This window comes from Streptomyces sp. CB02009 (genome assembly GCF_001905825.1).
In the GTDB taxonomy this organism is placed as follows: domain Bacteria; phylum Actinomycetota; class Actinomycetes; order Streptomycetales; family Streptomycetaceae; genus Streptomyces.
In genome coordinates this window covers 74264-96966 of sequence record NZ_LIVV01000014.1, presented here as the reverse complement: position 1 = coordinate 96966, position 22703 = coordinate 74264, and the positions used below count along the sequence as shown (strand labels likewise).

Below are 22703 nucleotides of genomic sequence, written 5' to 3'. Positions count from 1 at the left end.
GCGTCTCCCGCGCGGATGCCCCCGCGCATCTCGGTTCGTGCTCTCTTCGGAGAGGGCCGCACCCACTCCGCATTCTCGGAGAACCCGCGTGCCGAGAGGGCCAGTAGCATCCGGAACACATCGGCTCGTCCCCCGTGCCGATGCCGGAATCCAGCCGATCGCGAGAAGGGAGAATCGCTGTGGATCCCCGTGCATTCCGTTTCAGCGTATTCCTTTCCACGGTCGTTCTGGATTCCGGAATTCTGCTTTCCCACGGCCCGCACCAGACGCGGATCGTGCTGGAGGCTCCGTGGGAGCACCTCGTACGCACGCTGGTCGGCGCGTCATTCGACCTGGAGGCGTTCGCCGCGCTCGCGCCGGATGCGGCCGCCGCCCCGGGCGTCTTCCGGGCGTTGGCGGACCGGCGCCTGATCGTGCCGGACGGCACCGACGAGGCGGCGGAGTTGCGCGCCTCGTTCGCGGACCGCCCGGAGAGCTCCGGCCAGGACCCGGCAGGTACGTCCGCCGGCTCCTGGCCGGTCACCCGCTACGGACTGCCCCAGCGTCTGGTCTCGTCGGCCGCGGCCGACCGGGGTCCGGGCGAACGGGTGCGTGTGCTCCTGATCGGCGGCTGCGTCACCCAGTTCACCGAGGAGCCGCTGCATGCCCTCGGACACGACCTGGGCCTCGATGTGCAGACCGAGCACATGTGGCCCGCCCCGTCCGCCGAACTGGCCCGCGCGATCACCCGCTCCCGCCCTGACCTGACGGTCTATCAGCCGGGTGTCCAGCCCTTCCTCACGCGTCTGTTCGACGGCGCTCACACCCTCGACGACGAGGAGCGGGCCAGCACGCTGGCCCTGATGAAGAGCGCCCTGACGGTCGCGGTCCGTGCACTCGCGGAAGCGCTCGACGGTTCCCTGGGCGTCGTCCACAACTTCGGGCCGCCCGCTCTGTCCCCGTTCGGCCGCTTCGACTTCGCCGAGGAGTTCGGGCTGCGCCGCGTCGTCGCCGAGCTCAACGCCCACATCGACCACTGCGTACGGCCGCACGCCAACCTGATGGTCGTCGACGAGGAACGGCTGGTCGCCCGGTACGGCGCGCCCGCCCTCTTCGACGACCTCGTCTTCCCCTTCGGCCACCACGGCGGCTCCGTCGACCCGCTCGACGAGCGGCCCCACCAGCTTCCGGCGCTCGGTCGCGCCCTGGCCGGCGAGTACCTGGCCTGCCTGCGCGCCCATCGCGCCGCCGGACGGATCAAGCTGATCGTGACCGACCTCGACGGCACGTTGTGGCCGGGCATCGCCGCCGACGACGGCTTCGGCTGGCTCGACTCGGACACCACCAGCCGCTGGATGCATGTCGGCCTGCATCAGGCCCTGTCCGTTCTCAGGAGCCGCGGTGTGCTCCTCGCCACGTCCAGCAAGGGCGACGCGCACGCGACGCTCGGCGTGTGGGAGAAGGCGGGCAGCCGGCTGCTGCTGGCTCCGGACGACTTCGTCGTCCACCGGATCACCTGGGAGGCGAAGTCCGCCGCGATCGCCGACATCTGCGCGCGGCTGGGCTTCGCGCCCGAGCAGGTCCTCTTCCTGGACGACAACCCGGTCGAGCGGGCCGAGGTCGCCGCTGCGCTGCCTGGTCTGCACATCGCCGGCGGACCGGTGCACGGCTTCCGTGAACTGCTGCTGTCCCATCCCTCGCTGGAAGGCGGCCGGCGCACGCAGGAGGCCGCGAGACGGACCGAGACCACCCGGGCGATGCTGCGCCGCGAGGAGCTGGCCGCCGACGTGGACAGGGACGCGTTCCTGCGCTCGCTCGACGTGGAGGTCCGCGTCGCACGGGCCGGAGAGGAACACCTGAACCGGGTTGCCGAGCTGTTCAACCGGACCAACCAGTTCACGACGACGGCCTGGCGCACCACTCCGCAGGAGCTGCGGCGCGTCCTCGCCGAAGCGGACGCGCGCGTGTACGTGGCTCACGTCTCCGACCGGTTCGCCGACTACGGCATGACCGGTGCCTGTCTGGTGCGCGGCGGGGAGGTCGCGGCATTCGCTCTGAGCTGCCGGGTCATCGGTCTCGATGTCGCGGTGCCGTTCCTGGCCGCTGCGGTGCGGGACGGGTCCGACGGCGAGCCGGTCCGCCTTGCGGGGCTCGGTGGCCGGATCGCCGTCACGGACCGCAACACCCCCGCGCGCGAACTGTTCCTGAACACCGGGTTCACCGCGGACGGCGACGAGGGTCGGTACGTGCTCACCGATCCGGGACTGCTGCCAGATCTGTCCGCACTGCCCGTGAAGGTCGTCTCCGGGACGGCCGCCGGCCCGGGAGCGCCCTAGGCCGCCGACGGCGCGGCAGCGGACCGAGACACTCATCAGAAGGGAATGACCGTGCGAGCAGTAGTCACCGGAGGCGCCGGCTTCGTCGGGTCGCATCTGTGCGAACGGCTCCTGGTGCAGGGAGACGAGGTCGTCTGCGTGGACGATCTGTCCACCGGCCGGGCCGAGAACATCGCCCACTTGCTCGACCACGCGCGCTTCCGCTTCGTGCACCAGGACGTCACCGAGGGCCTGGAGATAACCGGCCGGGTGGACGCGGTCTACCACCTGGCGTCGCCGGCCTCCCCGCTCGACTACCTGCGGCTGCCGGTCGAGACCCTGCTCGTCGGCTCGTACGGCACGCGCAACGCGCTGGAGCTGGCCCGTCGCGAAGGCGCCGCCTTCCTCCTGACCTCGACCTCGGAGGTGTACGGCGATCCGCAGGTGCACCCGCAGCCGGAGAGCTACTGGGGCAACGTCAACCCGATCGGTCCGCGCTCGGTCTACGACGAGGCCAAGCGCTTCGGAGAGGCCCTCACCGCGACCTACCGGCGCACGTACGGGGTGCGGACCACCATCGTGCGGATCTTCAACACGTACGGCCCGCGGATGCGCGCCGACGACGGCCGCGCCGTCCCCGCCTTCTTCACGCAGGCACTGGCCGGGCTGCCGCTGACGGTCACCGGCGACGGCAGCCAGACCCGCTCGCTGTGCTACGTCGACGATCTCGTCGAAGGGCTCGTCACGGCACTGGGGGCGGGCGTCTCCGGTCCCGTCAACCTCGGCAACCCCGAGGAGGTGACCGTCCGTGACCTCGCCCTAGCCGTACGCGAGGTGTGTGCATCGGCGAGTCCCCTGACCTTCGTACCCCGCCCCGAGGACGACCCGAGCCTGCGCCGCCCCGACGTCTCGGCCGCCCGCAGAGAACTGGGCTGGGCGCCGAGAACCCCGCTGGCGGAGGGCCTGGCCCGCACCGTCGGCTGGTTCCGCGACACCTCCCCCCTCGGCGAGGAGGCCCTGCCCGCGTTCGCCTGATCCACCTGCCCCGGCGCCGCCGACCCGGCGCCGGCCCCCGACACTCCGGCCCGACCGCCGGACCCGACTCCCCCAGGAAGGGGGGCACCACACATGGCCCCGCACGGACAGCTCGCCGTCAGGCGACCAGCCGACGTCCCGCTCGACAGCCTGGTCCGCCTGGTGCGGTCCTACGAGGAGAACATCACGGGGGTGGCCACCTGCACGCGGGAGGACATCCTCCTGGAGACCGGCCACCCCGGATACGAGGAGAACAGCTGGTGCCTCACCGGCCCCGGTGACGAAGTGCTCGCCTGGGCAGCCCTGGCGCCGCGCGGCAACACGGTCGACGCCGCGCTGACGGCCCTGCCGGGCCCGCTCGGCCAGAGCGCGGCCCGTACGCTGCTGTGCCTCGTCCTCGACCGGGTCGACGAGCTGGAGGCGGAGCACGGCAGGCCGTACGCCGTCACCGTCGGCGGCGTCCTGCGCGGTGACACGGTGGTCCCGTCGGTCCTGGAGGAGGCAGGGTTCGTCCCCGGCGCGACCTCGGGCCAGTACGACATCGATCTGAAGGTTCCTGCTCTTCCGCCTCTGCTCCCCGACGACGGGACCCTCCGGCCGGCCGGCCGGGACGACGACGAGGCCATGCACGCGCTGCATCTGCGCAGTCTGTCCAAGGGGCCCAAGACACGGGACTCGGCGGCGTTCCGCGCGAGCCGGGACCGGCTGCGCGCCAGGGGCGAGGTGGCGCTGCTGCTCGAGGTGGCGGGCCGTCCGGCCGGCTACATCCTGGCCCAGGCCTCCGGCACGGAAGGCCGTGTCCTGGACCTGTGCGTGGCACCCGCCTTCCGCGGCCTCGGCATCGGCCTGGCCCTGCTCACCGCCGCCCTCGCCGACCTCCGTGAGCTCGGCGCCGAGCGTGCCCTGGTCACGCTGGACACCGGCGATCCGAACGAACACGAGGCGCTCGCCCGGGTACTCGTCGTTCAGGGAACCCGCGTCCTCACGCGCTTCGACCGGGCCGACAGCTGAGCCGACGCCCCACGGAGACCCGGCCGGTGCCGCCCCCCGACGGACACCGGCCGGCCCCACAGCCGACAGGGACAGCGCTCCCGACCGAGCTCTGTCCCGACTTCTGACGCAACGATACCGACCCGCCCCCTCCCCGAAAAACGATCGGCGGGCCTCGGCGCTTCTTCGGGAAGTCGCCGCCATCGGCCCCCTCCTCCGGCCATGTGCACTCCGCCGCGCCGGACCCCAGTCCCACAAGAACGGAGCCCCCGACATGACCTCCACCGGCGCACCCAGGCGGCTGCTGATGGTGATGCCCTACAGCCAGTTCGTCCACAAGGCCGCCGAGGCAGGCTTCGAGGTCTGGGCGATCTGGGACCCGACGCTGCGCGAGCAGGAGTACCTCGACAAGGTCGCCGAGCACGCCCAGGAGCTGCTGCTGACGGACTTCTCCGACGAGACCGGACTGCGCGCGCTCATCGCCGAGACCGTGCGCGCCCACGACATCGGCACGGTTCTCCACCTGGGTTCCGAGGATTCGATGTCCCCGGCCGTCGCAGAGGCCGAGGCGCTCGGTGTCTCCCCGAACCCGGCGTCCGCCGTCACCGTCCTCAACGACAAGGCCGCGATGCGCGCGCTCCTCGCCGAGCACGGGCTCTCGGTCGTCCGCGCGGAGTCCGCCGTCAGCGTCGAGGAGGTCGCGGCCGCCATGGACCGGCTGCCGCTGCCCGTCGTCGTCAAGCCCGCCCGGGCCTCCGGCAGCCGCGGCGTCGCCCTGATCCGCGACGCGGCGGACCTCAAGGAGTGGACGGACCGCGTCGCGGAGGCCGGTCTCGCGGGCCCCTACCTGGTCGAGGAGTACCTTCAGGGGCCTGAGTTCAGCGTGGAGACCCTCTCCGCCGACGGCGTGCACCACGTCATCGGCATCACGGCCAAGCACACCACGGGCGCCCCTTTCTTCGTCGAGACCTCGCACGTCCACCCGGCTCCCCTCGGGCAGGACGAGCGGACCGCGATCCACGCGGTCGTCATCGGGCTGCTCGACCTGGCCGGCTACCGCTTCGGCCCCGCGCACACCGAGGTGATCCTCACCCCGCGCGGCCCGCGCATCGTCGAGTCCCAGGCCCGGCTGGGCGGGGACCGGATCCCGCTGCTCATCGAGACCGCCTCGGACTACGACATCGAGGCGGCGATCTTCCGCACCCTCGCGGGGGAGCCGGTCGATCCGCCCGCCCCCCGGCATACCGCCTCCGTCGGCTTTTTCTCCTTCCCCGCCGGCCGGCTGCAGTCCCTTGAGGGCCTCGACGCCGTCTGCGCGCTGCCCTACGTCCAGGCGGTGCACTTCCCCTTCTCCCCTGGGGACGAACTGCCGGCCACCACAAGCTCGTTCACCCGCCACGGCTACGCCGTCGTCGACGCCGAGTCCCCCGCCGAGGCCGCCGACCGCCTCGCCCGCGTCCGCGGGCTGCTCCGCGCCAACGTCCGCGATGCCGTGCTCGCCGCCCCGAAGGGATCCCTCTCGTGAGCAACGCCAAGACCGTCCTGCTGATCGGCGGCGTCGACGCCCATGTGGAGCGCTTCACCGCGCTCGGCGTCACAATCGTCCTGATCCAGCACCCCGACAAGGTCACCGATTACCAGACGCACGCCGCCGACGTGCTGCTCGTCGTCGACTACACCGACTGGGACGTCGTGCGGCCGTTCGCCGAGGCCGCCCGCGCGGTCTACGGCGTGGACGCCGTCGTCTCGCTCACCGAACCCGGTCTCAACCCGGCGAGCCGGCTGGGCGACCTGTTCGGCCTGACCGACGGCCGCCGCTACGAGGCGAGCCGCCGCATGCGCGACAAGTGGCTGATGCGCCGCCATCTCGCCGAGCGGGGTCTTCCGGTGCCCCACGCAGCCTTGGTGGAGGGGCGTTCCTCACTCGACGCCTTCGGCGAGCGGGCCGGCTTCCCGTTCATCCTCAAGCCCGTCTCCACGACCGCCGGCTTCGGTCTGCTGCGCGCCGAGGGCCCGGATGACCTCGACCGGGTGTGGGCGCGCGTCCGTGAGCTGGACGGCGGACGGACCGACCGCGGTTCGACCATGTTCACCGTCGACGGCTTCCTGATGGAGTCCTACATCGACGGGCCGGAGTACAGCGTCGAGGCCCTGAGCTTCGCGGGACGCCACGTCGTCGTCGCTGTCACCGAGAAGCTGACGTCGGAGGAACACTTCGTCGAGCTCGGGCACGCCGTGCCCGCCCGGCTGTCCGACCCCGACCGGGAGCGGCTGACCGGCGCCGTCGAGGAGTTCCTGACCGCCATGGACGTCACGGACGGTCCCAGCCACACCGAGATCCGGCTCTCCTCGCGTGGCCCGGTCGTCATCGAGTCCCACAACCGGCTGGGCGGGGACAACATCCCGGAGCTCGTGGAGGCCGCGTACGGCGTCGACATGATCGCCTATGGAGCCGCCTGGCCGCTCGGGCTCATCGAGCCGCTTGCCGAGGCGCCGGCCCCGAAGGGGGCCGCCGTGATGCGCGCCGTGCTTCGCGAGCCGGGCACCGTCACCGCGGTGTCGGGAGTGGAGGACGTCCGAGCCCGGCCGGACGTGCTGGCAGCACAGGTCTCCGTCCGCGCGGGAGACACGGTACGTCCCCTGAACGACAACTGGGACCGCCTCGGCAGCGTCGTCGCCACGGCCGCCGACACCGACAGCGCGGTGGAGCTGTGCGAGCGCCTGGTGCGCGAGGGGATCCGCATCGACGTCGAGCCGGCGGCCGCGGACACGCCCGCCCTGGCCGCCTGACCGATGGCCCCGCCGAAAGGAGCCGACGGCATGCCCGGACAGCCCGGTCTGCTGCGCACCCTGATCGAGGACTTGGATGTCGTCGTCGCCCGTGACCCGTCCCTCGGCGGTCGCTGGGAGGCCCTCGGCCACACCGGTCTCTCCGCCGTGTGGGCCCACCGCGTGGCGCACCGGCTGTACCGGCGACGGCTGCGCTACGCCGCGCGGACCGTAGCCCGGGTCGCCCGCCGCCGTACCGGCGTCGAGATCCATCCCGGCACGGTGCTGGGCCGCCGCGTCTTCATCGACCACGGCGCCTCCGTGGTGATCGGCCAGACCGCCGTCGTCGGCGACGACGTGACGATCTACCAGCAGGTGACGCTGGGGGCGGTGGGCTGGTGGACCGACAACCACCGCCCGCCCGGTGCCCGGCGTCATCCGGTCGTCGGCGACGGCGTGATCCTCGGGGCGAACGCGACCGTCCTCGGGCCGGTCACCATCGGCGACCGCGCCCTGGTGGGCGCCATGGCCACCGTCACCGAGGACCTGCCGCCCGGAGCCCGGGTGTACGCGGCGCGTTCCGTCGTCCGGCCCGCGCCCGCGCTGCGGCCTGTCCCCGACGCCGCCTCCGATGACGGGCAGACCACGCCGGCCTCCGCGCCCGTGCCCGACGCGGTGCGGCTGCTCGCCTCGGCGGGTTCCTGGTGACCCGCTCCCCCGCCTCCCCCGACCTCTTCACGCCCCCTGGAGTCCTCTGGTGACCACCGATCTCCTGACCGCACCCGCCCGGCGGCGTATCGCCGCCGGCCTCGAAGAACTCATCGGCAACACCCCTCTGGTCCGTCTCGCCCTCCCCGACGGCAGCCCCGGAACCGAGGTCCTCGCCAAGATCGAGGCCGCCAATCCCTTCGCCAGCAGCAAGGACCGGGCCGCCCTCGCCATGCTCCGCGGCGCCGAGCAGCGCGGTGAACTCGTCCCCGGCGGCACCGTGGTGGAGTCCACCTCCGGCAACACGGGCATCGCCCTCGCCGGGCTGTGCGCCCTGCGCGGCTACCGATGCGTGGTCGTCCTGCCCGACAGCGCGACGCCCGAGCGGATCGGCCTGTTGACCGCCCTCGGCGCGGAGATCGTGCAGACGCCCAGCGCCGACCGCTTCGCCGGTGCCATAGCCAAGGCCGAGGAGATCCAGGCCGCCACGCCCGGCTCCTGGTACGTGCGTCAGCACGAGAACCCGGACAACGTCCAGGCCCACTACGAGACCACGGGACCCGAGATCTGGGCGGACACGGGGGGCCGGGTCGACGTCCTCGTCGCCGGGGTGGGCACGGGGGGCACCCTGACCGGCGTCGGCCGCTTCCTCCGGGAGCGCAATCCGGAGGTCGAGATCGTGGCGGTCGAGCCGGAGGGCTCACCCGTCCTCTCCCGCGGTTACGCCGGAACCCACCGGATCCCCGGTCTCAACGGCGGCTTCGTCTCTCCCACGACGGACGTCGCACTCATCGACCGGGTGATCACCTGCTCCGACGAGGCGGCTCTCGAGACGGCTCGCGCGCTCACCCGTGAACAGGCCCTCTTCGCCGGGCTGTCCTCCGGTGCCGCGGTGTACGGCGCCATGCTGCTCGCCCGGGATCCGGCGTACGCGGGCAGGACGATCGTGACGATCCTGCCCGACACCGGAGAGCGTTACGTCAGCATCTGGAACGAAGGGACCCTCGCATGACCACGCTCGTCCTGCACCGCGGCTCGCTGCGCGCCAACCCCTACGAGCGGTGGCTGGCCGACCGCGGCGAGAAGATCGTCCTGCTGGGCTCCGCCGAGCAGCTCGCCCTGTTCGGCGAGGAGCTGCCCACCGAGGCGCCGTATCTGCACGCGGAGGTGCTGACGGACTACGACACCGGGCCGCACGTGGCCGAGCGGGCCGCCGCCCTCATAGAGGAGTTCGGCGTCACCGACGTCGTCGCCTGCCAGGAGTTCGACATCGAGCGGGCTGCCGCGCTCCGCGAGCGCTACGACCTGCCGGGGCAGCGGCCCGAGTCCGCTCGGGTGTACCGCGACAAGTGGGAGATGAAGCAGGCCGCCCGGGCTGCCGGGATCCCCGTCGCCGGCCATGTGCTGCTCCGGGCGCGCGAGGACCTCGACCGTTTCGCCGAGCAGCACGGGCTGCCGGTCGTGGTGAAGCCCCGCAAGGGGCTGCTCTCCGTCGGCGTGTCCGTCCTCCGCACACGGGAGGAGCTCGACGTGTGGGCGCGGGACGTGGAGCTGATCGCTCCGGACGGTGAACCGGACTGGCTGGCCGAGGAGTTCGTCGTCGGCTCGATGTGCCACATCGACGGCAACGTCCTGGACGGCCGGATCGCGACCCTGTGGCCCTCGCAGTACCAGTACGCGCTGGCCGACTTCCGGGACCGCAAGGGTCGGGTCGACATCGCGCTCGACACCGCCGACCCGCTGGCCCGGCGGCTCGTCGACTTCGGCGAGCGGGTCCTCGAGGCGTTCGGGGGACCCGAGCACTTTGCCTTCCACATCGAGGTGTTCCACACCGCCGATGATGAGCTCGTCCTGTGCGAGGCCGCCTCCCGGGCCGGCGGGGCTGGGGTGCGGGACGTGCAGCGGGTGCTGTTCGGCTTCGACCCGATGGAGTACCCGGTCCGCAGGCAGCTCGGGCTGCCCGCCGACACCGGGGGGCGCAGGGACCCCGACCGGCTCGCCGGTCAGCTGCTCTTCACCAAGCGGCCCGGCGTGCTGCGGTCCCTGCCCGACCCGGCGACGCTGCCGGCCGGGGTCGTGAAGTACACGACGTACGCGGAGGTCGGCCAGACCGTCCAGGACGCCTCGCACTCCGGGGACTTCCTCGCCGCGTTCGTGATCGAGGGTGCGGACCGGGCGGCGACGGAGGAGCGCATCCGGGTCGCCGAGGCGTGGTTCCGGGCGGGTCTCGACATCGGCTGACGCCCCGCCGGCGCGGAGCGCCGGACTACGCTGTCGCCCCGCGCCGCACGACGGCGGCCAGGCGGGCGGCGAGAACGACCGCGAGCGCCGCGATGCCGACCTCTGCGATCAGCGCCGGCGTGTAGCGCAGCCCCGACGCCGGCTCGGACGGATAAAGAACGATGCCGACGACGGCGATGCCGAGGGCCGCCGCGAGCTGCTGCGTGGTGGCGAGCACGCCGGCCCCGGCTCCCGCGTCCTGCGGTGGCACCCGGCTCATCACGGTGCCCGTCAGCAGAGGCACGATCATGCCGTTGCCCCATCCGTAGACGGCCATGCCGACCAGCAGCAGCGCGAGCGACGCGCCGTCGCTGTCCAGCGCGGAGGCGGCCGGCGCCGCGGCGAGACCGAGCGCGATCAGGGCGGCGGAGGCGACGAGCACGCTCCCGCCGAAGCGCGCCCGCAGCGGTACGGCGATCCTCGATCCGACGGCGATGGCGACGGCGGCAGGCGTGAACACGAGGCCCGCCTCGGCGGAGCTCAGGCCCGCCTCGTCCTGGAGGTACAGCGCGAGGACGACGGCGAAGGGCACGCTGGCCATGTAGAGCAGGAAATTGAGCAGGACGCCGTGGACGAAGACGGGCACGGCGAACAGGCCCGTGGGAAGGACCGCCGACCGGCCCTGGCGGACCTTGGCCCGCTGGTTCCGGACGAACACGGCGGTGAGCAGGAAACCGACGAGGCACACCACCAGACCGCCGGGAAGGAACGACCACTCCCGGACCGCCGCGAGCGGCAGCAGCACGCAAGCCATCGACACGGCGCTGAGCACGGCACCGGTGATGTCGATCCCCCGTCCCGCGAGGGCGGGCCGGTCGGCGTCCAGCGTGGCCGGCAGGAGCAGGAAGACCGCCAGGCACAACGGCACGGCGACGAGAAAGACCGGGCGCCAGCCCAGGCCGAGCAGGTCCCAGGTCGGCAGGGCCCCGCCGAGGATCTGGCCGAGGACCATGCCCAGGCTCATCGACAGGGCGAACCAGGACAGGGCCTTCTGCTGCTCGGCGGGCGGGAACTGGGTCCGGATCAGGGCCAGGACCTGCGGCTGGAGGACGGCCGCGGCCGCGCCCTGCGCCAGCCGGGCCGCGATGAGCGAGCTCGGGGACCAGGCGAGCGCGCACGCCAGCGAGGTCACGGCGAAGACCGCGATGCCGGCCTGGTACATGCGCCGTCGCCCGAACAGGTCGCCGAGCCGCCCGCCGGTGATCAGGCCCAGGCCGTAGACCAGCCCGTATCCCCCGACCACCGCCTGGAACTCGAACGGGCTGAGGCGGAAGGACTGGTTGATGGACGGCGCCGCGAGATTGACGCAGAACTGGTCGAACAGCGAGAGGAACGGGCCGACGAGGAGCAACGCCAGGGCCTGTCGACGCCGGGGGTTCAGCGGAGGGGGAGCCGTGCTCGGCCCGCCACTCGCGGGCCGGTTCCCGAGCCGCACCCCGGGCTTGTCGCCGACGAGTTCTTCCGCCATGTGTCGCATTCCCCTCACACGTGTCCTGCCGCCATCCCAGGAGCGACCGCGGCGCGGGGCAAGCGGACTTGGCTGAGTCTTCGCGGGCCGGAGAAGCCGCGGAACGCTTGCGCAACTCGGCATGGACGTCACTGGAGCGGGTCGCACAGGCTGCCGACGCAACCAGACGCAGAAAGGCTGTGCGATGGAAAGCGGTCCTTCGACGGTGCACCTCCTCTCCAGGAACGGGCTCGACCACGACGAGGCTCGCGGCCTCGTGCTGCGGTTCCTGGACGGCGGCGTCGGCTCCGACCCGTACCCCGTGCTGAACCGCATCCGGCAGGCGGGGCCCGTCTGGGTCCGCGACGACCTGGTCGTCCTCTCCTCGCGTGCCCAATGCGAGGCCGCGCTGCGGGCGACGGACACCGCGTCGGTCTCCACCGGCGCCTGTCCGGTGTCCGCCGACCGGCTGCGCCGTGCGGCGGACCGCGCCTTCTCCGCGGACTCCGTAACGGACCTCGCCCCGCTCGTCCGCCGTCTCGTCGACGACCGCCTGGACTCGGTGGCCGTCCGCGGCCGCCTCGAAGCCGTCAGCGACCTCGCCCATCCGGTCCCGATGGCCGTCCTGTCCCACCTGCTGGGCCTGCCGTCCTCCGACGCACAGTGGCTGCACCGGCGGGCCATGGCGCTCTCCCCTGCCCTGGACCTGCGTCCTGCGGGTACCGGGACGGCCGGGCCTGCGGTCCGGGCCGAGTTCCGGCAGGCGGAGATCGAACTGGAGGCGTACTTCGCCGAAGCCGTCGAGCGGCGGCGCCGGGCCGGCGGCGACGACCTGCTGTCCCGGTCGGCCCTCGTGGACGAGGGTGGGGAACGACTCACCGACGCCGAGGCCGCCTCGCTCGGCCGCTTCCTGCTGGGCGCCGGATACGAGGCCACGGCCGCCCTCGTCTCGGGCAGCGTCCTGGCACTGCTGCGGGCCCCGCACGAGATCGACACCCTGCGGAAGGATCCGGGCCACGCACGCCACGTGGTGGAGGAGACTCTCCGCCTCGACCCGCCGGTCCAGGTCGTCCAACGCCGCGCCGACGCCGACCTCGACCTCTGCGGGACGCCGGTGCCCAGGGGCACCGTGATGGTGCTGCTCCTCGCGGCGGCCCACCGTGACCCGGCCCTCGCACCCAGCCCCGATGTCTTCGCTCCCGACGGCGCCTCGCCGCATCTGGCCTTCGGGGCGGGCGGCCACCACTGCCTCGGCGCTCCGCTGGCCCGGCTCATCGCCCGGACCGTGCTCGTGCGCTTCGCCCAGCGCGTCCTCGGACCACGCTTCGCCCTCGGCAGCCCCTCCTACGGTCCCGCCACCGCGCTGCGCGGACTGCGGGCGCTGTGGGTGGACGCGGACGGATTCGCCGGCCGGGACCTCCCCTGGCCGGCGGCTGCCGCGTAACCACCCGCTCTTCGACCACCCTCGCCATGCCGCGCCCGGCGCGGCGGGAAGGACATCGTGACAGTCACGCACCCCGGCGCGCCGACCCTGACGGCCGCCCTGGACTGCTTCTTCGTGAGGCCCGGCGACGACGAACGGGCCCGCACGACCCGGGGGCACGTGCTCGGCCGGGTGACCTACGGCCCCGGCGGCCGGCCGCCCTTGCTGCACAACGGCGCCCCTCTGGTACGGATCGCCATGGCCGGTGACGCCACCGAGCGGATCACCGAGGTGTGGACCAGCGACCGTCCGGTGCGGTCCGGCCGCGAGGGCGACCTCGTGTACGCCGAAGACGGCGAACACTTCTTCTGCGCGGTCCGGATCGACGAGCGCGGCGTCTACCGCGACACCGTGCGCTCGGTGTACGAGAACGCCTTCACCCTGATGTGGCGACTCGGCTACACCGAGCTGCTCCGCATGTGGAACATGGTCGGCGCCATCACGGAGGCCAACGCCGACGGCATGGAGAACTACCGGGACTTCTGCGTGGGCCGCGCCGAGGCGTTCGAGGCCTGGTCCGACCGGGTGGACGGCATGCCGGCCGCGACCGGCATCGGCTCGCTGCGCCCCGGCATCGATCTGTACTTCCTGGCCTGCCGCCCCGGTCGGGCCCGCCACCTGGAGAACCCGCGCCAGACTCCGGCGCATCAGTACCCGACGCAGTACGGCCCCAAGTCGCCGAGCTTCGCGCGCGCCACGGTCCTGGAGTCAGGCTCGGGTGCCCGGTCGGCGCTGTACGTCTCGGGGACGGCCAGCATCATCGGCGACGACACGGTCCACCACGACAACGTCGAGCGGCAGTGCGACGTCACCCTCAACAACATCGAGGCGCTGATCTCGTCGGAGAACCTGCGACGCCACGGGCTCACGGGCGGCTTCAGCCTGGCGAACCTCGACTGCGTCAAGGTCTACGTCCGCGATGCCGAGCACCTGCCGGCGGTCCGCGCCCGGTGCGCCGAGGCGTTCCGGTCCGAAGCGGACCTCGCCTTCTTCAACGTGGACGTCTGCCGTCCCGACCTGCTGGTGGAGATCGAGGGGATCTGCAGATGACCAACTTCGTCCGGCACCTGGCGGAGACCGCCCTGTCCCGGGGCTGGCTGGAACGCCCCGCGTACTTCGTGGACGAGAGCGTCTACCGATTCGAGGACGTGTTCGCGGGCGCGGACCGCGCGGCGGCCGCGTTCGCCTCCCACGGTCTGGGACAGGGCGCGCGCATCCTGATCGCCCTGCCCGACGGCATCGAGTTCGTCTGGGCCTTCCTCGGCGCCCTTCGCATCGGGGCGGTGGCCGTTCCGGTGAACTCCATGTTCCACCCGGACGAGATGTGCCGAGCCGCCGACATCGCCCGGCCCGCGGCCGTGGTGTCGGACCCCGAGTTCGCGGACCGCTTCACGGTGCCCGTCCTCACTCCGGACGCACTGCGGGGCAACGACACCCTCGTTCCTCCGTACGCTCCCGTGACGGACGACAGCCCGGCGTTCGCAGCGTTCACCTCCGGCACGACCGGCGGGCCGAAGCTCTGCTTCCACACCCATGGAGACCCGGAGATCCTCACCCGGGCGGCCGGTGCGGCCGTGGGCGTCACCGCCGACGACGTGAGCTATTCCGTTCCGCGCATGAACTTCGCGTACGGCCTGGGCAACTCCCTCTTCTTCCCGCTGCTGACCGGCGGCTCCGCAGTGCTCACACCCCGGCGGCTCGCGCCGGGCGACTCGCTGGCCGTTCTGGAGAAGTACGGCGTCACCGTCTTCTACAGCCAGCCGACCTTCTTCGCCCACATGCTCGGCCACCCGGACGCCCATCGGGTGCTGAACGGGCTGCGGGTGGCCGTCGTGGCCGGCGAGGTCCTGCCCGAGTCGCTGGAGCGTGAGCTGCGCGGAGTCCTCGGGCCCCGGCTCCTGAACGTGTACGGCACGACGGAGATCGGGCACGCCCTGCTCGCCAACGGGCCGGTCCGGATGCGCGAGTTCACCCTCGGCCGGGTGCTCGCCCCCTATCGCCTGCGGGTCGTCGACGACCGGGGCGAGCCGGTCGCGGCCGGCGTCGAGGGGCGCCTGGAGGTGTCGGGTCCGACCATCGGCCTCGGTGTCCCCAGCGGCGACGACGAGCCGATAAGGCTGACCCCCGACGCGTGGTACGCCACGAGCGACGCCGCGGTCATGGACGCCGACGGGTTCGTCCGGGTCCACGGACGCCTCGACGACATCGAGATCGTGGCGGGCATCAACGTCCACCCGACGGAGATCGAAGACCGTCTCATGGCGCACTCTTCCGTCGAAGAGGCAGCGGTGTGCGCGGTGCGGCGCGACTCGGGCATCTCCGTGCTGCGCGCCTACGCCGTCCTACGTCATTCTGTGGACGAAGCCACCGCCCAGGCGCTGCGCGACGAACTGCTCGACTCCTGCCGCTCGTCCCTGACCTGGTACAAGGTGCCGGAAGACGTCACCTTCGTCACCCGGCTGCCTCGCAATCCGACGGGCAAGCTGCTGCGCCGCACCATCCGCGCGCTTGCCGCCGACGACGCCCTGCACTGAACGGGGACGGCGCCCGCCTCCCACTCGCCCGCTCGTCTCTGCCCCGCACCGCATCTACGCCCTGGAGTGAAAGCGTTGACCTCAGTCGAGACCGCCACCGCCCCCGTCTCCTTCGACGGCCAGACCCTCACCCTCGACGCCGTCCGGCGCATCGCCGAGGAGGGGGCGCACGCCGACGTCGCACCCGAGTCGGTCGCCAAGACGCTGCGCAGCCGGGCGATGCTGGAGGATCTGGCCGAGCAGAACGTCCCCATCTACGGCGTGACCACCGGGTACGGCGAGATGATCTACATGCAGGTCGACAAGTCCAAGGAAGTCGAGCTGCAGACCAACCTGGTGCGCAGCCACAGCTCCGGCGTGGGGCCGCTGTTCGCCGAGGACGAGGCGAGGGCCATCGTGGCAGCGCGTCTCAACACCCTCGCCAAGGGGCACTCCGCGGTGCGCCCGGAGATCCTGGAGCGCCTCGCGCTCTACCTGAACCTGGGCATCATCCCTGCGATCCCCGAGATCGGCTCGCTGGGCGCCAGCGGTGACCTCGTCCCGCTCTCGCACATCGCGAGCACGCTGATCGGCGAGGGCTACGTGCTGCGCGACGGCAGGCCGGTGGAGACCGCCACGGTCCTGCGGGAGCACGGCATAGAGCCGCTCCAGCTGCGGTTCAAGGAGGGTCTCGCGCTCATCAACGGCACGTCGGCGATGACCGGTCTCGGTTCGCTCGTCGTGGAACGCGCGCTGGCCCAGACCCGGCAGGCCGAGCTGGTCTCCGCCCTGCTCAACGACGTGCTGCGCGGCTCCGCCAGCCCCTTCGGGGCCGAGGGCCACGACGTGGCCCGGCCGCACCGGGGCCAGATCGACTCGGCCGCCAACATGCGGGCCCTGCTGGCCGGCAGCAATCTCATCGCCGAACACGCGGAGCTGCGCCGTCAGGTGCAGGATGTGAAGGAGGAAGGCAAGGAGGTCCAGCGCACCGAGACCTACCTCCAGAAGGCCTACACGCTGCGGGCCGTCCCGCAGATCCTCGGCGCGGTGCGCGACACCCTCTACCACGCCCAGGACAAGCTGGAGATCGAGCTCAACTCCGCCAACGACAACCCGCTGTTCTTCGAGGGCAAGGAGATCTTCCACGGCGCGAACTTCCACGGTCAGCCGATCGCCTTCGTCCTGGACTTCGTGACGATCGCCCTGACGCAGCTCGGCGTCCTCGCCGAGCGGCAGCTCAACCGTCTGCTGAACCGTCACCTCAGCTACGGACTTCCGGAGTTCCTCGTGGCCACCGAGCCCGGCCTGAACTGCGGTTTCGCCGGAGCCCAGTACCCGGCGACCGCGCTGGTCGCCGAGAACCGCACCATCGGTCCGGCCTCCACGCAGTCCGTCCCGTCCAACGGCGACAATCAGGACGTCGTCAGCATGGGCCTGATCGCCGGCCGCAACGCCCGTCGGGTGCTCGGCAACAACAACCGGATCCTCGCCGTGGAGTTCCTCGCCGCAGCCCAGGCCGTCGACGTGTCGCGCCGCTACGAGGACCTGAGCCCCGCCTCCAAGGCGACGTACGACGCCGTGCGCTCCCTGGTGCCGGCGCTGGGCGTGGACCGCTACATGGCCGACGACATCGAACTCGTCGCGGCTGCCCTGTCGCGCGGTGAGTTCCTCACCGCGCTCGCCAAGTACACGGACGTCGAGCTGCGCTGATCTCCGCCTGTACGCGGAAGAGCCCCCACCCGACCGGGTGGGGGCTCTTCCGCGTACAGGCGGAGATCAGGCCGCGAGGGCCTGCTCGTCGGAGGACGTGGCGTCGGCCGGGGCCTCCTCCTGGCCGATCGGCGGGACGTGGCGCATCAGCGCGACGAAGAAGGCTCCCGCGACGGCGATCAGGATCGCGCTGACGGTGGCGACCGTGTGGATGCCACCGGTGAACGCGACGCGGACCGGTTCCATCAGCGCGTCGGCGACCTGCTGGGGCAGGCCCTGCGCGGCGGAGGCGGCGCCGGAGACGCTGTCGCGGGCGGCGTCGGCCGCGCCGGCCGGGACGGTCGCCGGGACGGCGCCCTCCACCTGGTCGCGGTAGACGGCAAGGCCGAGAGTGCCAAGCGTGGCGACGCCGAGGGCGGAGCCGAACTCGTTGCTGATCTGGGAGAGCGCGCCAGCGGAACCGGCCTTCTCCGGCGGGACGGCGCCGACGACCATGTTCGTGCCGAGCGCGACGATCGGGGCGCCGCAGAAGGAGAAGACGGCGAAGCCCGCGATCAGGGTGGCGGTGCCGCTGTCGGCGCTCAGCTGCGAGAAGGCGAGCAGGACGGCGACGACGCCGGCGATGCCCGCGCCGATGACGTACGCCGGACGGACCTTGCGGGCGATGATCGGGCAGACCATGAAGGAGACGGTCGCGGCAGCCATGCCCGGGAGCAGGCCGAGGCCGGCCTCGATCGGGGTCATACCCTGGGCGGCCTGGAAGTACTGGGTCATGAGGAGCATGACCGTGCCGCCGATGAGGCTGTAGGCGAGCAGGCCGAGCAGTGAGGCGCTGAACCGGCCGTGGCGGAAGAGCGTCACGTCGAGGAGCGGGGCGGTGAGGGCCCGCTGGCGGCGGACGAACAGCACGCCAAGGACGACGCCGACGACGATGGCGGCAGCGGACAGCGGGCTCCAGCCGTTGCGGGCGGTCTCCTTGATTCCGTAGATGACCGGGAGGGTGGTGCCCAGGTTGAGGGCGACGCTGGGCAGGTCGATGCGGCCGGCCTCGGGGTTGGCGGATTCGGGCAGCACCTTGGGGCCCGCGATCAGCAGCAGGACCATGACCGGGACGCCGAGGAGGAAGAGCGAGCCCCACCAGAAGTGCTCGAGCATGACGCCGCCGAGCATCGGGCCGATGATGGCGCCGAGGGTGAAGCAGCTGGCCCACATGCCGATCGCGGCGGCCCGCTGCTTGGCGTCCTGGAACATCGTGGAGATCAGCGCCAGCGTGGACGGGCTGATTGCCGCGCCGGCGATGCCCAGCAGCACGCGGGCGGCGATCAGCATGCCCGGGCTGGTGGCGAACGCGGCCAGCAGCGAGGCGGCGCCGAAGGCCGCGCCGCCGATGAGCAGCAGCTTGCGGCGGCCGATGCGGTCGCCGAGCGTGCCCATGGGGACCAGGAAGCCGGCGACCAGGAAGCCGTAGATGTCCATGATCCACAGCTGCTGGTTGCTGTCCGCGCCGAGGTCCGCACTCAGATGCGGCAGCGCGAGGAGGAGTACGAAAACGTCAAGGGCCACGAGCAAAGTGGGAAGGGCGAGGATTCCCAGCCCGATCCACTCCTTCCGCCCGGCCTTGGGAGCACCGCCTGCAGTCATGTGCTTGTTCTTCCCATCGTCGTGTGTGGAGGGGCTTTCCGCGCCTCTGCCGATGGCCGCGCGCGCCCGCCCCCGAGGGTCTCCCGGCCGGAACCGCGGACGCATCTCGCAGAATGCCGTCCTGACGGGGCACGGGAGTGAGTTTCATGAAGCAACCTCGAAGATGCGGACGATGATCTTCGACTTCTAATGTCGTTGGCGGACAGGGGGAAACGGCCCCACGGAAGCACGCCGGGTCCCCAGGTCCTGAGATCCCCTCACACATGACATGGAGTAACAAATGATCGTCAAGAAGAAGCTCGTCCTCGCCACCCGCGTCGCCGCCGCCACCGCAGTCGCCGCCGGTCTGGCCCTGACCCTGCAGCCGTCCGCGATGGCCGCCGCCACCGCGCCGGTCGTGTCGGTCTCGCCGGCGTCGTCCCTCTCGGACGGCCAGCAGGTCACGGTCACCGCCTCGGGCCTGACCCCGAACACGGTCTTCCACCTGGGTCAGTGCGCGTTCGTGGAGCCGGGCAAGTACGGCTGTGACGCGACCACCGCCAAGGACGTCGTCTCGGACGCGACCGGCAAGATCAACACGACCATCGTCGTGCACAGCTCCTTCCAGGCCGTCGTCGGCGCCGACCGCACCGTCTGGGGCACCGTCGACGCCAAGGCCGTCCAGACCCAGGTGGGCCTGGGCAGCGACGCCGGCGAGGGCGGCGGCCAGCTGGTCACCTTCAAGTAAGCCCGTCCCGCAAGGACGTCCCCCCTCCGGAGCCCCCGGCACGTCGGCCGCCAGCCGACGGCCGGGGGCTCGGCGTATCGCGTCGCGGACGGGAGCAGGAACGCCGGACGGCGCGGCCCCGAGAGGGTCGCGCCGTCCGGCGTGTGGTGGCGGTGGGCTCAGCCCGCCGCGGTCGCTCGGGGAGCGATGTCCCCGGCGAAACGGCCACGCGGGTCGATCCGTGCCCGGACCCGGTCCACGGCGGCCACCGCATCCGCGTCGAGGTGACGCTGCGGCCGGTCCGACCCCTCGACCAGGGAGGGCACGGTGGTCCCGGTGTCCCAGGGTTCCAGCGCGGCACGGACCCTGACGCAGTGGGCTTCGAGGTCCTCGACGGTGACCGGTCCGAACGGAGGGCCGGACCCCATGTACGCGAAGGCCGCGTCCACCCGGTTCAGCACACCGCCCCGCGGATCGGGGTCCGCGAACGCCCCGCCGAGCTGACGGAGGGTGGCGACGACCAGCGGCGACCCGGAACCCTCGCCGACGACCGACAGGAACGTCTCCGCCGCCTCGTCGGAGAGCTCCGAGATCAGCAGGTGGTCGCCGATAAACGGAACCGGGTCGGCGGGGTCCATGTGGGCGTCGAGCACCCCGGCGCCGTCCGTCAGCGCCCAGGTGTCGAGGAGCGGTTCGGCGAGCGCGCGCAGCGGCCCCAGCAGCCCCTCGGCGTCACGTTCCGCAGCGGGCACCTCGTCCGGCGTCGCGGCGAACACCGCGCCGTCGACACACAGCACGGGACCGGCCGCCAGGGCGGGCGGCACTCCCGGGACGGGCGGCAGGTTCATCACACGCAGCGAGGTCGTCGCACAGCGCGGTGCCGTGCGGGCCCAGTCGCGCCAGGCGGCGAGCAGCGGGCGGGCATGGGCCGCGGACCAGTAGGTGGCTCCGGTGATCACCTTCGCCACGGGGAAGAGCCCGACCTCAACGGCGGTGACGACACCGAATCCGCCGCCTCCGCCGCGCAGCGCCCAGAACAGCTCGGGGTCGTTCTCGGCGTCGGTGCGTACCAGCTCGCCGTCGGCGGTCACGAGTTCGACCGCGCGCACGCTGTTGGCGGCGAGTCCGGTGTGCCGACCGTAGAAGCTGACGCCGCCGCCGAGCAGGTAGCCGACGACGCCGACGTGGGCCGCCGAGCCGTGCGGGGCGGCCAGGCCGTGCGGCGCTGCCGCCGCGACGACCTCGCCCCAGGTCGTACCGGCCGGAACGCGGGCGACACGGCGCTCGGCGTCGACCTCGACGCCGCCGTCGAGGCGGGTGCGGATGAGAAGGCCGCGGTCGACGGGCGGTCTCGCGCCGGAGGCGTGACCGGTGGTGTGGACCCGTACGGGCAGGTCCCCCGTGCCCGCCTCCCGCACGGCGGCGCGGACCTCGTCGACGGTGCGGACGGTCACGGCCTCGTCGGGGCGCACCGGGGCGGCGAGGTTGAAGACGGCCGTGGCCTCGTCGTACTCCGGGGAGCCGGGCGCCGCGAAGGACTCCTGGAGGACGTCGTGCTGGTTCATGTCAGCGGTTCTTCCTTGTCTGTGTCAGTGCTCGCGCACGGCCGTGAGGAACACGAACGTCCCCGGGCCGCTCTCCTCGCGGATCGTCAGGCCGGCGTCCGCGAGCCAGCGCTTCAGGTCGTCGAGGTCGAAGAGCTGGAGGCCGCCCTGGTGCTGCGGGAAGCGGTGGGCGGACTGGAAGTAGCGGTAGACGGGGTCCTCGGAGCGGCGGAACGTCATCAGCGTGAAGGTGCCGCCGGGCCGCAGGACGCGGCCGACCTCGGCGATCGCCGCGCCGGCGTCGGCGTAGAAGGCCTGGAGCGCGTTCCAGCACACGACGGCGCCCAGCGAGGCGTCGTCGAAGGGCAGTTCGGCGGCGGAGGCGAGGACGGAGGGAACTTCGGGCAGTCGCCCGCGCAGCACGTTGAGCATCGGCAGCGCCGCGTCGAGGGCGATGAGGCGCTCGGCTCCGACCGTCTCGGCGATGACAGCGGTCCACCGGCCGGCCCCGGCCCCCAGGTCGAGGACGGGCCCTTCGACGGGCCGTACCTGCTCGGCGATGTACCGGTCCTCGTCCTCGGGAGCGACCGCGCCGCCCCAGTCCGAGCCGGAGACCCGCAGGAAGGCCGGGCGGGCCACGGCCTCGTAGAACAGGCCCATGCTGGGTACGCGGGACAGCTTCTCCAGGAAATCGGCCGCGGCGTCGTCCCCTTCGGCCGCCGTCGCGGTCAGGTCGAGGATGCCGCCGGCGACCGGGTAGCGCGCCTGGCAGCCGCCGCAGAGCACGACGCCGTCCTGGGACTCCAGCGATCCCTGGCAGGAAGGGCAGCGCAGCGCGCCGATGTGCGGGGCGAAGAGAGCGGCGTCGGCGACCGGGGCGGTGACCTCACGACGCTCGGGGACCGGAGCGGCGGGCAGGTTGCGGGGGTCGCCGTTGCACACGGCCCAGTAGGCGCGGGCACCGGTGCAGCCGAGGACGGTGCGGGTGTCGTTCTCCCAGTTCGCCACAAGCTGCTCGGGTGCCAGCTCCTTGATCCACCCCTGGTCGAAGGCGCGCTCGTCCTCGTTCAGGGTCCACGCCGAAGGCGAGGGCCACACCCGGCCGAGGTCAGGGCGCTCCGGGTCGAGCGTGCTGAGCGCTCGGTCCAGGCGGGAGAGGTCCTCGGCCTCCAGCTCCATGCCGGCGACCGCGCCGAGGATCCGCTCCCGCTCGCCGGGGAAGTGCGCGAGCAGGTAGAGCAGGGCGAGGGTGAGCGGCTTACCGATGCCCGGGTCGGCAAGCAGCTCCAGGTAGGTGTCGAGGTGTCCGCGGACGGCACCCGCGAGCGGGCCGTCCAGGTTCGGGTACTCCGTCTCGGACAGCAGGCCCAGGAGGACGGCGAGGTGCCCCTTGCGGTCGGTTCCGGCCCGCTCGAGGGCCGCCACGAGCACGGGCACGGCCGCCAGGGCCTGCCCGTCGGCCCTGCCGTCCTCCCACAGGGCGTCCACCAGCGCGCGGAACTCCCCGGCCACGCCGTCGGGCGCGGCCTCGACGAGGGCGTCGGCGAGGCCGACAGCAGCAGGGGCGGTGGAAACGTTCATCT

General features: G+C 72.4%; 17 protein-coding genes. 13 read left to right on the top strand and 4 right to left on the bottom strand.

The genetic code is table 11. From position 1 onward, the window contains the following. Positions 1-275: 275 nt before the first annotated feature. The 8 genes from AMK27_RS38320 to AMK27_RS38285 all read left to right on the top strand — a co-directional run bounded on the left by AMK27_RS38320 (position 276) and on the right by AMK27_RS38285 (position 10037). Complete coding sequence (locus AMK27_RS38320; RefSeq protein WP_073918822.1) at positions 276-2315, top strand: HAD-IIIC family phosphatase; 2040 nt, start codon at positions 276-278, stop codon at positions 2313-2315. A gap of 45 nt (positions 2316-2360) precedes the next feature. Next, entirely contained in the window at positions 2361-3329 is a 969-nt protein-coding gene (locus AMK27_RS38315) for a UDP-glucuronic acid decarboxylase family protein (protein WP_073918820.1), read from the top strand. A 93-nt stretch (positions 3330-3422) separates the two neighbouring features. Next, entirely contained in the window at positions 3423-4340 is a 918-nt protein-coding gene (locus AMK27_RS38310; RefSeq protein ID WP_073918818.1) for a GNAT family N-acetyltransferase, read from the top strand. Positions 4341-4593: 253 nt separating this feature from the next. Then, entirely contained in the window at positions 4594-5844 is a 1251-nt protein-coding gene (locus tag AMK27_RS38305; protein WP_073918816.1) for an ATP-grasp domain-containing protein, read from the top strand. Continuing rightward, positions 5841-7109, top strand: coding sequence for an ATP-grasp domain-containing protein (locus AMK27_RS38300; RefSeq protein WP_073918814.1), 1269 nt, complete (start codon positions 5841-5843; stop codon positions 7107-7109). The genes AMK27_RS38305 and AMK27_RS38300 overlap by 4 nt, the downstream gene beginning before the upstream one ends. A gap of 30 nt (positions 7110-7139) precedes the next feature. After that, complete coding sequence (epsC, locus tag AMK27_RS44260; protein WP_073918812.1) at positions 7140-7796, top strand: serine O-acetyltransferase EpsC; 657 nt, start codon at positions 7140-7142, stop codon at positions 7794-7796. A gap of 49 nt (positions 7797-7845) precedes the next feature. After that, positions 7846-8808 (top strand): PLP-dependent cysteine synthase family protein, encoded by a 963-nt coding sequence (locus AMK27_RS38290; RefSeq protein ID WP_073918810.1) that lies wholly within the window; start codon positions 7846-7848, stop codon positions 8806-8808. Further along, entirely contained in the window at positions 8805-10037 is a 1233-nt protein-coding gene (locus tag AMK27_RS38285; protein ID WP_073918808.1) for a NikS protein, read from the top strand. The genes AMK27_RS38290 and AMK27_RS38285 overlap by 4 nt, the downstream gene beginning before the upstream one ends. 25 nt (positions 10038-10062) lie before the next feature. Here AMK27_RS38285 and AMK27_RS38280 read toward each other — a convergent pair whose 3' ends face one another. After that, the gene (locus AMK27_RS38280) at positions 10063-11544 is read right to left on the bottom strand and encodes an MFS transporter (RefSeq protein ID WP_073918806.1); all 1482 of its coding nucleotides are present in this window, start codon (positions 11542-11544) and stop codon (positions 10063-10065) included. Positions 11545-11728: 184 nt separating this feature from the next. Here AMK27_RS38280 and AMK27_RS38275 point away from each other — a divergent pair, with 184 nt between their 5' ends. From AMK27_RS38275 to cmdF, 4 genes are all read left to right on the top strand, one after another. Further along, positions 11729-12967: a cytochrome P450 gene (locus AMK27_RS38275; protein WP_073918804.1), complete on the top strand. Its 1239-nt coding sequence runs from the start codon at positions 11729-11731 to the stop codon at positions 12965-12967. Between the two features lie 57 nt (positions 12968-13024). Then, positions 13025-14056 carry an FkbO/Hyg5 family chorismatase gene (locus AMK27_RS38270; RefSeq protein WP_073918801.1) on the top strand — a complete coding sequence of 344 codons (1032 nt, stop codon included), beginning with the start codon at positions 13025-13027 and terminating at the stop codon, positions 14054-14056. Further along, on the top strand, positions 14053-15540 hold the full coding sequence (locus tag AMK27_RS38265; protein WP_073918799.1) for a class I adenylate-forming enzyme family protein: 1488 nt from the start codon (positions 14053-14055) through the stop codon (positions 15538-15540). The genes AMK27_RS38270 and AMK27_RS38265 overlap by 4 nt, the downstream gene beginning before the upstream one ends. A 75-nt stretch (positions 15541-15615) precedes the next feature. Further along, the gene (gene cmdF / locus AMK27_RS38260; protein WP_073918797.1) at positions 15616-17229 is read left to right on the top strand and encodes a tyrosine 2,3-aminomutase; all 1614 of its coding nucleotides are present in this window, start codon (positions 15616-15618) and stop codon (positions 17227-17229) included. Between the two features lie 66 nt (positions 17230-17295). Here the strand turns inward: cmdF and AMK27_RS38255 are convergent, their stop codons facing one another. Further along, a complete protein-coding gene (locus tag AMK27_RS38255) occupies positions 17296-18870 on the bottom strand; it encodes an MFS transporter (RefSeq protein WP_073918795.1) in 1575 nt (524 codons plus the stop codon). Positions 18871-19150: 280 nt separating this feature from the next. On the opposite strand from AMK27_RS38255, the gene AMK27_RS38250 reads away from it, so the two are divergent. Then, the gene (locus AMK27_RS38250; RefSeq protein ID WP_073918793.1) at positions 19151-19597 is read left to right on the top strand and encodes an enediyne antibiotic chromoprotein; all 447 of its coding nucleotides are present in this window, start codon (positions 19151-19153) and stop codon (positions 19595-19597) included. 158 nt (positions 19598-19755) lie between these two features. Here AMK27_RS38250 and AMK27_RS38245 read toward each other — a convergent pair whose 3' ends face one another. Then, positions 19756-21141: an FAD-binding oxidoreductase gene (locus tag AMK27_RS38245; protein WP_073918791.1), complete on the bottom strand. Its 1386-nt coding sequence runs from the start codon at positions 21139-21141 to the stop codon at positions 19756-19758. Between the two features lie 24 nt (positions 21142-21165). Then, positions 21166-22701: a class I SAM-dependent methyltransferase gene (locus tag AMK27_RS38240; protein WP_073918789.1), complete on the bottom strand. Its 1536-nt coding sequence runs from the start codon at positions 22699-22701 to the stop codon at positions 21166-21168. Between the last annotated feature and the right edge of the window lie 2 nt (positions 22702-22703).

Excerpts from the sequence above, each read along its gene's own strand:
- AMK27_RS38255 (WP_073918795.1), bottom strand. The coding sequence starts at position 18,870 with ATGACTGCAGGCGGTGCTCCCAAGGCCGGGCGGAAGGAGTGGATCGGG.
- epsC (WP_073918812.1), top strand. The coding sequence starts at position 7,140 with ATGCCCGGACAGCCCGGTCTGCTGCGCACCCTGATCGAGGACTTGGAT.
- AMK27_RS38245 (WP_073918791.1), bottom strand. The coding sequence starts at position 21,141 with ATGAACCAGCACGACGTCCTCCAGGAGTCCTTCGCGGCGCCCGGCTCC.
- AMK27_RS38265 (WP_073918799.1), top strand. The coding sequence starts at position 14,053 with ATGACCAACTTCGTCCGGCACCTGGCGGAGACCGCCCTGTCCCGGGGC.
- AMK27_RS38310 (WP_073918818.1), top strand. The coding sequence starts at position 3,423 with ATGGCCCCGCACGGACAGCTCGCCGTCAGGCGACCAGCCGACGTCCCG.
- AMK27_RS38250 (WP_073918793.1), top strand. The coding sequence starts at position 19,151 with ATGATCGTCAAGAAGAAGCTCGTCCTCGCCACCCGCGTCGCCGCCGCC.
- AMK27_RS38280 (WP_073918806.1), bottom strand. The coding sequence starts at position 11,544 with ATGGCGGAAGAACTCGTCGGCGACAAGCCCGGGGTGCGGCTCGGGAAC.
- AMK27_RS38305 (WP_073918816.1), top strand. The coding sequence starts at position 4,594 with ATGACCTCCACCGGCGCACCCAGGCGGCTGCTGATGGTGATGCCCTAC.
- AMK27_RS38240 (WP_073918789.1), bottom strand. The coding sequence starts at position 22,701 with ATGAACGTTTCCACCGCCCCTGCTGCTGTCGGCCTCGCCGACGCCCTC.
- AMK27_RS38285 (WP_073918808.1), top strand. The coding sequence starts at position 8,805 with ATGACCACGCTCGTCCTGCACCGCGGCTCGCTGCGCGCCAACCCCTAC.
- AMK27_RS38275 (WP_073918804.1), top strand. The coding sequence starts at position 11,729 with ATGGAAAGCGGTCCTTCGACGGTGCACCTCCTCTCCAGGAACGGGCTC.
- AMK27_RS38315 (WP_073918820.1), top strand. The coding sequence starts at position 2,361 with ATGACCGTGCGAGCAGTAGTCACCGGAGGCGCCGGCTTCGTCGGGTCG.